Annotated in this window: 12 protein-coding genes; 1 reads left to right on the forward strand and 11 read right to left on the reverse strand. The window is 41.6% G+C overall.

What is annotated here, in order from left to right; genetic code table 11:
- Nucleotides 1–4: 4 nt before the first annotated feature.
- From ACDD58_RS18695 to ACDD58_RS18725, 7 genes are all read right to left on the reverse strand, one after another.
- A complete protein-coding gene (locus ACDD58_RS18695; protein WP_370778663.1) occupies nt 5–373 on the reverse strand; it encodes a hypothetical protein in 369 nt (122 codons plus the stop codon).
- A gap of 74 nt (nt 374–447) precedes the next feature.
- On the reverse strand, nt 448–1,461 hold the full coding sequence (locus tag ACDD58_RS18700; RefSeq protein ID WP_370778664.1) for an RHS repeat domain-containing protein: 1,014 nt from the start codon (nt 1,459–1,461) through the stop codon (nt 448–450).
- Between the two features lie 282 nt (nt 1,462–1,743).
- Nucleotides 1,744–2,001, reverse strand: a complete 258-nt coding sequence (locus tag ACDD58_RS18705; protein WP_118599588.1) for a hypothetical protein — start codon at nt 1,999–2,001, stop codon at nt 1,744–1,746.
- Nucleotides 1,992–2,462, reverse strand: coding sequence for a hypothetical protein (locus tag ACDD58_RS18710; RefSeq protein WP_370778666.1), 471 nt, complete (start codon nt 2,460–2,462; stop codon nt 1,992–1,994). The genes ACDD58_RS18705 and ACDD58_RS18710 overlap by 10 nt, the downstream gene beginning before the upstream one ends.
- Nucleotides 2,463–2,888: 426 nt before the next feature.
- Nucleotides 2,889–4,082, reverse strand: coding sequence for a transposase (locus tag ACDD58_RS18715; protein WP_370778667.1), 1,194 nt, complete (start codon nt 4,080–4,082; stop codon nt 2,889–2,891).
- A 106-nt stretch (nt 4,083–4,188) separates the two neighbouring features.
- Nucleotides 4,189–4,854, reverse strand: coding sequence for an RHS repeat-associated core domain-containing protein (locus tag ACDD58_RS18720; protein ID WP_370778669.1), 666 nt, complete (start codon nt 4,852–4,854; stop codon nt 4,189–4,191).
- A gap of 68 nt (nt 4,855–4,922) precedes the next feature.
- A complete protein-coding gene (locus ACDD58_RS18725; protein ID WP_173886466.1) occupies nt 4,923–5,231 on the reverse strand; it encodes a hypothetical protein in 309 nt (102 codons plus the stop codon).
- A 277-nt stretch (nt 5,232–5,508) separates the two neighbouring features.
- Between ACDD58_RS18725 and ACDD58_RS18730 the strand changes: the two genes are divergently transcribed.
- Nucleotides 5,509–6,678 (forward strand): IS110 family transposase, encoded by a 1,170-nt coding sequence (locus tag ACDD58_RS18730; protein WP_370778670.1) that lies wholly within the window; start codon nt 5,509–5,511, stop codon nt 6,676–6,678.
- A gap of 101 nt (nt 6,679–6,779) precedes the next feature.
- On the opposite strand, the gene ACDD58_RS18735 is transcribed toward ACDD58_RS18730, so the two are convergent.
- The 4 genes from ACDD58_RS18735 to ACDD58_RS18750 all read right to left on the reverse strand — a co-directional run bounded on the left by ACDD58_RS18735 (nt 6,780) and on the right by ACDD58_RS18750 (nt 11,785).
- The gene (locus tag ACDD58_RS18735; RefSeq protein WP_370778671.1) at nt 6,780–8,951 is read right to left on the reverse strand and encodes a hypothetical protein; all 2,172 of its coding nucleotides are present in this window, start codon (nt 8,949–8,951) and stop codon (nt 6,780–6,782) included.
- Nucleotides 8,952–9,121: 170 nt separating this feature from the next.
- Nucleotides 9,122–9,688, reverse strand: a complete 567-nt coding sequence (locus ACDD58_RS18740; protein WP_015560331.1) for an imm11 family protein — start codon at nt 9,686–9,688, stop codon at nt 9,122–9,124.
- 10 nt (nt 9,689–9,698) lie between these two features.
- Complete coding sequence (locus ACDD58_RS18745; protein WP_370778672.1) at nt 9,699–11,489, reverse strand: AHH domain-containing protein; 1,791 nt, start codon at nt 11,487–11,489, stop codon at nt 9,699–9,701.
- Nucleotides 11,490–11,527: 38 nt separating this feature from the next.
- The gene (locus ACDD58_RS18750; protein WP_147350184.1) at nt 11,528–11,785 is read right to left on the reverse strand and encodes a hypothetical protein; all 258 of its coding nucleotides are present in this window, start codon (nt 11,783–11,785) and stop codon (nt 11,528–11,530) included.
- Nucleotides 11,786–11,801 lie beyond the last annotated feature (16 nt).

Consider the following 11,801-nt stretch of genomic DNA (forward strand, 5'->3'; position numbering starts at 1 on the left):
TCTCCTATTGTTTGATTCCATCAATTAATTTTGTTATATCAATTTCACCATTTGATGAGACATGAACCAATATAGAACCTACATTATCTGGATTTAGAATCATTTCCATTTTAATATCATTGGCAACCCCTTCACCAACAGCATTTTCTAATCTATCAATTATCCATTTATCACTCATCTGTGGAGTTCCATCAGCCAGTATTGCCAACCTTGAGCTACCATACTTTGCCTCTCCAATTATGTATGGTGGATGACCGTCTAGATTATAATATACTCCATCAATTCCCTGATGCGTTGGAGCATTCAAATCGGTCACTCTATCGAGACTTATTCTCTCATATCCTTGACTTTTAAAATACACATCCATCTTCATCTCGCCATAATTACCTTTTTGAATGTTATTGCTTAATAGAATATCTCCATTCTCTACCCCTTTTACAATATCGTCTACAGAGTCTTCACCACTCTGGTCTCTACCGCTTCGCAGGCAGTCCCCTTCCCTTTCAGCAGGGCCCCGCCTATCGTCATTAGCAGATAATTAAATGTACCAGCACCTATTTTTCTTCCAATCGCTGAATCATAGGTCCCATTCCAGGCATCCTGTAAGCCTGCTTTTGCTGCATCTATAGTCTGAGTCAGCGAAAAATCCTTTATAAACAATAGATATGATAAAGGATTATTAATTGAATTAACCCCTTTCGCTGATGTAATAATCATGCTCAGCTGGTAGTCCGCATTACTTATGATCTGGGTATATTCAATTCCCTGTCCCACAAAACCCGCATAAAATCCTGCGGTTGCAGTCCTCTGCATCTCTTTACTGTCAGAATTTCCCTTTACCGTTTCCCTTATGACTATGATATCTGCCGGGGTCTTCACCGCCGGTCCCATAACAATATCTCCATAATCCAGGAATATCTGACCCGCCCTGTTGTTTAACAGTCCGCTTTCTATGGCATCTTCTATGCTAAGGCGCTGGTTTTCATAGTTTTCAATGGTCTTTTGTGCCTGTGTATCTGGATCAATTATCCAGCCTTTCAGGCTTTCAAGCACCTCAACCTCATTTCCGCTGGGATCCGTATAATTCAGATAGCTGCTCACGCAGTAATTATACCTGTTGAGCGTCAGCGGTTCTGTCTGGTTGCCGAGGTAGCTGTCTTCGGTGAGGAAGGTCGCTGTTACCACGCAGTAGTACCTTGCTCTCAGGTACTGGCTCTGGATATTCGGATTGTAGGATTCTCCGTTGTAGGTGTATTCGTTCTCATACTGCGGAGCACCGAAAGTGATCTCTCCGGTGACACTGTAACGGTAGGACTGATAGACCTGTCCCTCTTCATTGGTGATGCCGGAGACACTTCCTCTGGCATCGTAGAGGTAGTAGCCGGTGCTGCCATCGAAGCGGTCAAGGGAGATCTGTAACAGAAAAATCGAGATGTTCCATGGCGGTCGCCAATAGAACATTCTCGATTCTGTTTTTTGTTTAGGTATTACGAGAACTTTTCATCCCCCTTATCCCCCCTGGTGAGTGCCATTGTAACATGGATGTTTTGGGGCGTTAAGGAAAATGTTACAAAATTGTTACATTTGTTTCAGATGCCCTTTTGTGTTCCCAGTTCTGAGGTCTCTAAATTAATCCATGTATAATATCACCTTCAATGAAAGCCTTTTCGATTAATTTAAAGACCGTGGTTTGTTTTTTAGGTGGTGGGTGTCCTTAAGTGGAGACATAAACAAGAATAACAGTTATATTTTTTTATATAATTCTGCCAACTCCACCAACTCCACACCTAACTGGTCTGAATAATCCCATGAATCAATTATAATTCGAGGATAGCTCAAAGTAACATTTCTCTGTCTACTACTAGCTTGAAGTTCAATCAATATAGTTTGCAACTGAACCATATTTCTCTTACTTTGTCCCTCTTTTACTTTTACTATTTCCACCTCTATTTTCTGTTGCAATTCGCTATTTTTTTTATTAAACCTCTCTTCTAACGACATTTTATCAAATCCTCCAAATTGTTAATATACCATTGATTCGCACCACCAATGTATTGACTACCAAAACTCTTCTGAGCATCGGCCTTTCCTGTAATCATTGTAGTTCCGTTTCTAACCTGGAACTGCTGAATTCCCGTCATGCTATTCCACTCATATGGCAAAGCTAAATTCTGTCGATTTGTTAAAGGTGAAAATGTTTCAAATAAATATCTTCCCTCTGCATTTGCATTTCCTCCGTAAAATCTTAAACCATATGTACTTTCTCCAGCAGTTTGAAGTTTTATTGTTTCTACATCAAAAGACTCCAATATCTGCTTTCTATATGCTCTTGGAACACCCTGACTCTGTAAATATTCTGATACTTGCTTTACACCATCATAAGAATATACTGTATTACTACCACTCTTACTGCCGCTTTCATCCCCTTTTGCCGCAAAGAACTGCAAATTCATTGGCATCAATTGGGAATTACTTGCTTTCTTCTGCGCATTAAGCCTTTCCTGGGTTCTCCAGTCGGTGTTGACATTATCTCTTGGGGAAGTCGCTGTGTAATCAGGACCGCTCTTCTTTACATTGTTGGCAGCATAGTTCTTTGCCCTCTCCTCACCATGGACAATCTCATAGTTTGCCAGCTTCTTCGCATCTGTTGCATTATATCCCTGACTCTTGTACTTATTGTATAAGTCCTGTTTCGAGTTTGCATCAGGATAGCACTGCGTTGCAAGCTTTGCTGTATCCGGGTAGGGATTTCGCTTTTAACTTTTTTATCTATGCATTTTTATAAATAATCCAGTTATCAGCATTCCATCTGCGGTCACCCTTCGTTCCTGGTCAATACGCGCAAAATTCCCCCTGCTTTTTCCCTATATATTTTTTCTGCTGATTTTCTATCCGCCTTTTTCACATAAAATCTGTTTCACTTTTTCTGTTAGCAGATCATCGCAAAAAATCCGGTTTATGCTCTTTCGGCTTATACCACTTCCTGCAAAGTTCCGGCTTCTTCGGTACAAATATAACTCTCTTACATTAAAACCTATGATTATCAGATTAAATATGGTTTCAACCGCATCTCGACAGTAACAGTGCTTTGCGTGATAATACGTTTTCAATTGATGGAAACCATTCTCCTCAATGTCCCTCCTGCGGTGCATCATTTCCCATAAGACCCGGTAGTCTGCCGCTTCCAGAGTCGTTACAAGCCACATGAAACGCTCTGTTTCTTTTCCATTTTCTTCCCACTGCTCATGATACCGCACCACACGCAGTTTATATGGACACCCTTCCATCTTAAAACCAGAAAGATCCCATACTTCAATCTTCTTTTTCCCTTTCCAGAAAGATGCCTTTTTTCCCTCATCCTGTTTGAACAGACGCTCTGCATTCTGAAAAATCATTCTTCTTTCGTCTTTCAGGCGTATCACCCCTTCCAGACCATTTTCCTTCAGAGTGTTGATAAATGGAGCATTCAGATATAACGCATCCGCCACAATCACATCCGCAAAATGTCCATGCCGTTTCTTCAGCTGCTCAATCAACCTTTTTCCGCCTGTCAGTTCTCCTTCGTCTTTCCCAGAACCATCCCTTGGTTTTAACATTTCCTGCCCCAGAATTACGTGTGGCGATTTACCTGTAATCATGCACACCACACTCCGGTAAAAGTATTCGGTTTCCCCTGTGTGTTTTTTTCGGCTCAGACAGTTCGGACAGGATTTTTTTGTACTGCTGAATAATTCCACACCATCGAGACCTGCCACAACATATCCGCCTATCGTTCCTTCCCGGAATACCCGGTTGCGTTTTATGATATCAATCATTTCTTCATGTATGCTGCGTATTTCATCCGGGTTTATTCTGGAGAGAAGGTCGCGGACTGCATCAACTTTTGGAATCCTTCCACTGATACAGTTTTTCAGTCTTTTCGACATGCTTTCAGGGGCTGAAAAAATGGTATGGAAACTTTCATACTGCAGCATCAGAAAAAGCAGTACCGGCATGACAATGTTAAACAATGGAATAGATTTTCTTTTTCTTTCGTCCGTTAAACACTTGATTTTTTGCGGGATTTTATATACACTCTTCATATAAGTTAGCAGTTTCTTCAATGCTAATTTTTCATTCAGGACACCTTCTTTCGTATGTTTTGTTCCATAACATAATTATACAATAAAAGGTGTCCTTTTTGAGTGATTATACAGAAAAAAACAGTAATTTGATACCCAAAATTGATATCCCCTGCTTTGCCTGGAATTCACAGGCAGAACAGGGGCTTTTATTTTTTAAAGCGAAATCTCTGGTATCCGGGTCTGCCCCTGCATCAATGTACTGCTGTTCTTTCCTGCTGTATGGGCTGTTCTCCTTCGTTCCATGTCCTGTCGGGTCATGGTTAAGGATCGGGTTATTCCGGCAGTAGGTATACAGGTTCAGTCCGTCACCATAGTAGGTATCTTCCTGTGTGAATCTGGCAATGACAGGGTTATAATATCTTGCCCTCAGGTAATACTGTCCCGTCAGAGGATCGTACTGCTCTCCCATATAACGGAAGCGGTTCTCTACCTGCTCCTTGCAGCTTATGGTATTCCCAAAGGCATCATACTCATATTGATTGAGTATTCTGTCCTGCTCTCTTCCCTGTACTGATACTCCGCTCTCCTTATCCTCATCTCTGATGATATGGCTCACACTGCCCTGTTCATCGGATACATAATAGTAATACGTCTTCGCCTTCTCACTGTCAGAACTAATCAGTCCCAGTCCACGTATATAACGGATAATGTTGCCGCTGCAGTCTTTCTCTGCGACTACTTCCCTATCCTCATTATAGAGGAACTGCACTAATCTGCCGTTCTCTTCCATCTCTGCACGAAGACCCTCGGCATCATAACAGTTCTTCTGAATGTCCGAAAGTATAACCCTGATTATAACTATTTTAAATATTCATTTGATTTAAATATATACTTTTTCATAAGTTCCGCTCTTTTATTATCTAGTTCTGATGTTCCAATTTGAACATCAAACTTAAAGAAAAACCTATCTGATATTTCATTTTCTAAAGATTTCAATTCATCTTTATCTGTATGATTCTTTAAAAAATCCATCCAATCTCTGGCTTCATTTTCATTCTGAATCAATAAATAATCTTTTTCCTCCTTCTTCATCAATTCAATAGTTTCTATTAACTCACTCAATATTATTATTAATTCGTTATGCTTTTCGTCGTCAATCTTGTTCATAATTTTCTTGTATGATAATTAGGAAGTTAATTATCACATATTTCCTTTCTTTTAATATCGTGGTTCAATACAATTCAGATACTATGGACTTTTGATTTGTTTTCTGTAGCTTGACTACTCAACTGGAGTGTATTGCCACTACCTTTATCTGAATTGTTTATTAGCTGGATGTTGCCGGAGTGTTTTTCACTCAGAGTACTTATTTCTATCAAGTCTACGATGATAATCGTTGGTGGACATCATGGTATCAGACTTTAGGAAAGGGAGGTACAACCTCATGAAAATTTACGTAGGCATTGATATTGCCAAACTTAATCATTTCGCCGCTGCGATTTCTTCCGACGGTGAAATAATCATTGAGCCGTTCAAATTCTCAAATGACGCTGATGGCTTCCAACTGCTGGTCTCTAAACTCGAATCATTCGATAAGAACAGCCTCATCATCGGTCTTGAGTCAACGGCACACTACGGTGACAACCTTGTTCGATTCCTTGTTACTGAGCTTTACCAAGTGTGTGTGTTGAACCCCATCAAAACCTGTCAAATGCGAAAAAATAACGTTCGCAAAACTAAGACAGATAAGGTCGACACTTACGTGATTGCTAAAACTCTTATGATGCAGGACAACCTCAGATTCGTCAGCTTCTTCGATCTCGATATGATGGATCTTAAGGCATTGGGACGTTTCCGTCAGAAAACCATAAAGCAACGTACCCGATTGAAAATTCAACTGACAACCTATGTTGATCAGGTCTTTCCGGAGATTCAATACTTTTTCAAATCCGGTCTGCATCAACACGCTGTCTATGCTTTATTAAAAGAAGCACCTTCTCCAAAAGAGATTGCTTCCATGCATATGACTCATCTGGCTAATCTGCTCAAAGTGAACTCACACGGACACTTTACCAAAGAACAGGCCAAAGAATTAAGAGTTCTCGCACAGAAGTCTGTCGGTGCTAACGACAGCGCTATATCTATTCAGATAACTCAAACCATTCAACAAATCGAGTTACTGGATAGCCAATTAGAAAAGATTGAAGCTGAGATGACGGATATCATGAAATTCAACGATTCTGTCATCATGACCATTCCTGGTATCGGTTATATCAATGGTGGAATGATTCTTGGTGAAATAGGTGATATTCACCGTTTCTCCAATCCAAACAAGCTGCTTGCTTTTGCTGGTCTGGATCCTTCTGTTTATCAGTCTGGTAACTTTCAGGCTAAGACAACAAGGATGTCCAAACGTGGCTCTCGTGTATTACGATATGCCCTTGTAAATGCAGCTTGGAACGTTGTCAGAAACAACACAACCTTCAAGGCTTATTATGATGCCAAGAGGGCTGAAGGCCGGTCTCATTACAATGCACTTGGGCATTGTTCCGGCAAACTTGTCAGAGTCATCTGGAAGATGCTCACCGACAATGTCGAATTTAACCTCAAATAAGAGGTCTGTATACCAATATCGATAGATTTTGAAAAAGCACCCTAAGGGAGCTCTATTAAAGTTACCCTTTTTTACCACCGATATGAAAAAGAAATTTTTTACTAATTTATGGTTGACTTTTCATAGCTGGTCTCCTCTACGAGTATGGCTGCTGTCCCTCCATCTCCTACAGATGCCCCTGGTCTATAAAGTTCATTCACTATTTTTCTTAATTCTGAATTTTGCACTGTAGTCAATAATTTATCTCTCGAAGATCCTGATAATTCAGGTCTTCCACTCAAAAGATTATCAACTTTATCGGGACTTCCATAATTACCATTTATATGCGAATTTCTTGTCTCATCAAGGACTGGATTTTTTGCCTCATTACTTGCAACTTTTCTTGCCACAGCTCCAGGTACAATTATTCCGATAAGTGCTCCTATAGAGAAGTCTACTGCCATCTGTTTCGTATCAAAAATATAAGCCATCTTTTTCTCATTATTCATGGAACTATCTCCAAGAGCCCACGCTGCACGACCAGTCAGACTAACTCCTGCATAAATCTCTCCACTAAAAAGCACCGTTACTGGAAAAGCAACTACACATGCTCCAGTAAATCCACCTGCTGCTGCTGAAATTACAACATCCCTCACAGTTTCTATCGTACTTCTAACATTGCCACTCTGCCACTCTTCATTTGCTTTATATACTGTTTGGCAGAATGTTCCTATCGCCGCCCCTATCAATGCTCCCGTTACGATGGGACCAATTCCTGGAATTAAAGCCAGTCCCACACAAGCAATCGCAACTCCCAATCCAATAGCAAGATTTCTTGCAAATCCACCCCAGTCAAACTCACCCTTCTGAGGTACATCCTCAAATGGATCATACCCCTGATATACCGTTCCCGCCAGACTTGTCCTCCTGCCAAGCATGTCCACACTGCCGTTCACGCAAAGACTGGATGCCCCTTCTGAATACAGTGCCATGATATCCGACATTCCCTGCATGACAATCCCGGTCATACTCTCCAGCCGGATTCCTTCTTTTGCCATCAGAACAAGCCCGCCATTGCTTTCTATGGTAGTCCCCGTTTCATCCTCAAATGTAATCTTTCCCGTTTCACCGCCATCCAATCCCATTCGCTGCGGATACAGATCCATTCCTTTTCCGTGCTCTGACCGGAAACTTTTTTTCTCGGGACTTCCCGTCCCCTCACAGGTACTTCCATTGGTACGGATACACCCTGTTGCTATTCCCTGCGCCTCATCTCCATTTCCTATATATAATGCTGTTTTTGTTCCCTTCTGCGGCATACAGTACATCAGGTTTCCCGTCGCCGGGGCAAATCCATAACGGTTCCCGCCCGCCGCAGTCTTGTCAATGTCAAATGCTACTTCTACCTGCTCCCCCTGCGTTCCGACAATGGATCCGACAAATGACATTCCCGTATAGTCCGGGTTATCCTCCCATGGAACCCACGTATAACCGTTTCCCGCAAGGCGGTATGTAAAGATGACCTCCCCTCCTGCCAGTTCTGTTTTTTTCCGAGAAACAAGCAGCTCCCTGCCTTCATATGTGACCCTGTCCCCCAGCGACAGGCTTGTCCTCGTAACAACATCATAGCAAATGAAATCTTCCCTATCAACAAGGCATTTTCCACTGACAGCATAATAACGCCCATCGAAGCACATATCGCAGGACAGGATTTCTCCCAGCTCCTTTTTCTCCCCTTCCGGCAGACCAAGGTAAAAACGGGGATAATAATAGCTGATGTCTGGCACTAACGGAAGTCCAAGCTGGGATGCCATTCTTTTCAGGAAGTTCCAGTCCGTTTCCTGATACTGTATCAGCGTCCCTCCCGTCTGCATATCACTCCCCGGCAGTATACAGGCACTGTGCTCGGTGTCTGCTGTTACGGTATTGGCAATTCCCATATAGGTCTGTGCTCTTTTCTGGAACACCCGGTTGCATTTTTTCTGATCTAACAGGATTGTTCCGGATACTGCCTGTATGTCTGCAACCCTGTATCCACTTTCTTCTTTAATTTCCACTTTTTCCGGATATCCGCTGAACAATGCTCCAGCAGCATTTTCCTTCCTGCAAAGCTGGATGGGTGTATTCATACCGTTTATGCCTGTCTCATTTTCCGACAGCAGAAGCCGGAAGCTTCCCCTGGCATGTTCCCCCGGTATTTCCCATGTCTGAAAATCAAGAATTTTTTCCATGGCAAAGGAACTGATGAATTTTAAATCGGCATATTCAATTTTCCTTTGCAATACTTCCGCCATAAGCCTCTCCTATTCTTCTTCCTGACCTGACGAAATAGGTTCTATCAGCCCTCCATAAGCACAGACAAGAAGTGCCCTCTGTGTCAATACAGACAGTTTATCCCCTACATTCTTTTACTTGACATTGGATATCAGGTTTATAAAAAAATAATATAATAAAATCATTACATTTATACAACCTTAATTTCTTGCAAACAAATACCTGTAATCTTTTCTTCTTCTATTATTTTCTTAAATCTTTCTGATACAAAAATGGGGATTTCCTGCCTATTTGCTAATTTAAATATGTCCGAATTTTCAGTCCTTTCATCATATATACAATATTTACTTACTGTATATATTGTACCTATACTTGGAATTTCTGTTTCGAAATAAAGCGATTTTTCCAAACACAGTGCATCAACTACCCTTGTAATATTTGCAATATAATATTCTTCTAAATTTTCATTACTATTCTCTTCAACTATTCTCACTGGCAAATATTGTATTTCTGTATTTAATTTCTGTAGTATACTTTGTAATCTATTTGATACAACAAACCACCCTTTATCATTTGCAAGATAATCTGTCAACACATGTCCTTCCATTTTATTGTAATAGAACTCAAATTTTCCGTCCCAATTTTCATAAAATCTTCCTACATTAAATACATTCTGCTGAATACCATAATCATTTTGATAATGACAAACTATATCATTTTCTCTCTCCATATCCATAGATAATTTATAATACTTCATTTACATCCTCCTACTGTAACCAATACGCTTTATAAAGCATATCTGGATTAGCTTTTATATATGCTTTCATTTTTTCATATAGTTGAAGAAAAATGTCTACATTTCCTTGAGCAACCTCATCAAACTGCTTCATACTATTTAATACGTATTCGTGATACTCATTTGGATGTCGACCTTGATGCAGTAACAAATCCTTATTCCATTTTCCATTCAAATCCAATCCGTATTTTTTAGCTATTTCTTCCATTTGGTGAGTATATGTCTTACTTTTATTAGTTGCATAATGGTGTATCTGGTTTGGTTTAGTACTATTTTTCTGACTCAAATTCCTTGCAGCTTCAAAATCAGCATTCTTCCACATCTCTCTTTCTGCGTCTCTTACAAGTTTTCTTGCCACAGCTCCAGGTACAATTATTCCGATAAGTGCTCCTATAGAGAAGTCTACTGCCATCTGTTTCGTATCAAAGATATAAGCCATCTTTTTCTCATTATTCATGGAACTATCTCCAAGAGCCCACGCTGCACGACCAGTCAGACTAACTCCTGCATAAATCTCTCCACTAAAAAGCACCGTTACTGGAAAAGCAACTACACATGCTCCAGTAAATCCACCTGCTGCTGCTGAAATTACAACATCCCTCACAGTTTCTATCGTACTTCTAACATTGCCACTCTGCCACTCTTCATTTGCTTTATATACTGTTTGGCAGAATGTTCCTATCGCCGCCCCTATCAATGCTCCCGTTACGATGGGGCCAATTCCTGGAATTAAAGCCAGTCCCACACAAGCAATCGCAACTCCCAATCCAATAGCAAGATTTCTTGCAAATCCACCCCAGTCAAGCTCACCCTTCTGGGGTGCATCTTCAAACGGATCATACCCCTGATATACAATTCCTGCCAGACTGGTTCTCCTGCCCAGCATATCCACACTGCCATTCACACAAAGACTGGATGCCCCTTCTGAATGCAGTGCCATGATATCTGACATTCCCTGCATGGCAATCCCTGTCATGCTCTCCAGCCGGATTCCTTCTTTTGCCATCAGGACCAGTCCGCCATTACTTTCTATGGTAGTCCCTGTTTCATCCTCAAAGGTAATCTTTCCTGTCTCCCCGCCATCTAATCCCATGCTCTGCGGATACAGGTCCATTCCTTTCCCATGCTCTGACCGGAAACTTTTCTTCTCTGGACTTCCCGTCCCCTCACAGATGCTTCCATTGGTACGGATACACCCTGTCGCTATTCCCTGCGCCTCATCTCCATTTCCTATATATAATGATGTTTTTGTTCCCTTCTGCGGCATACAGTACATCAGGTTTCCCGTCGCCGGGGCAAATCCATAACGGTTCCCGCCCGCCGCAGTCTTGTCAATGTCAAATGCTACTTCTACCTGCTCTCCCTGCGTTCCGACAATGGATCCGACAAATGACATTCCCGTATAGTCCGGGTTATCCTCCCATGGAACCCATGTATAACTGTTTCCCGCAAGGCGGTATGTAAAGATGACCTCCCCTCCTGCCAGTTCTGTTTTTTTCCGAGAAACAAGCAGCTCCCTTCCTTCATATGTTACTCTGTCCCCCAGCGACAGGCTTGTCCTCGTAACAACATCATAACAAATGAAATCTTCCCTATCAACAAGGCATTTTCCACTGACTGCATAATATCTCCCATCAAAACAGAGATCACAGGAAATGATTTCTCCCAATTCCCTTTTTTCACCTTCCGGCAATCCAAGGTAAAAGCGGGGATAATAATAGCTGGTATCCGGCACTAATGAAAGCCCAAGCTGGGACGCCATTCTTTTCAGAAATCTCCAGTCCGTTTCCTAATACTGTATCAGTATTCCCAGCTACTGTAAACACCGCCGGAAACTATGCGGCTCGTCTCCCGCCCCAGCGCATTGTACTCCATCGCAGCTTCCCACGGTCGTTCCTTATCCATGTACGCTATAACCTGTGCTGCCTGTCCCATTTCATTTCGGCGGGTAAGAATGCTCGCACCAAAACTGCTCGTTGTCTCAATTCTTTCTCCCATTTCGTCATACCGGCTGGAAATCCAATGCGCATCCTGCCACTCTTTTACCACTCTGCCCAAAGAATCCCATTCCAGC

Source organism: Roseburia sp., assembly GCF_041325975.1.
Classification (GTDB): domain Bacteria; phylum Bacillota; class Clostridia; order Lachnospirales; family Lachnospiraceae; genus Roseburia; species Roseburia rectibacter.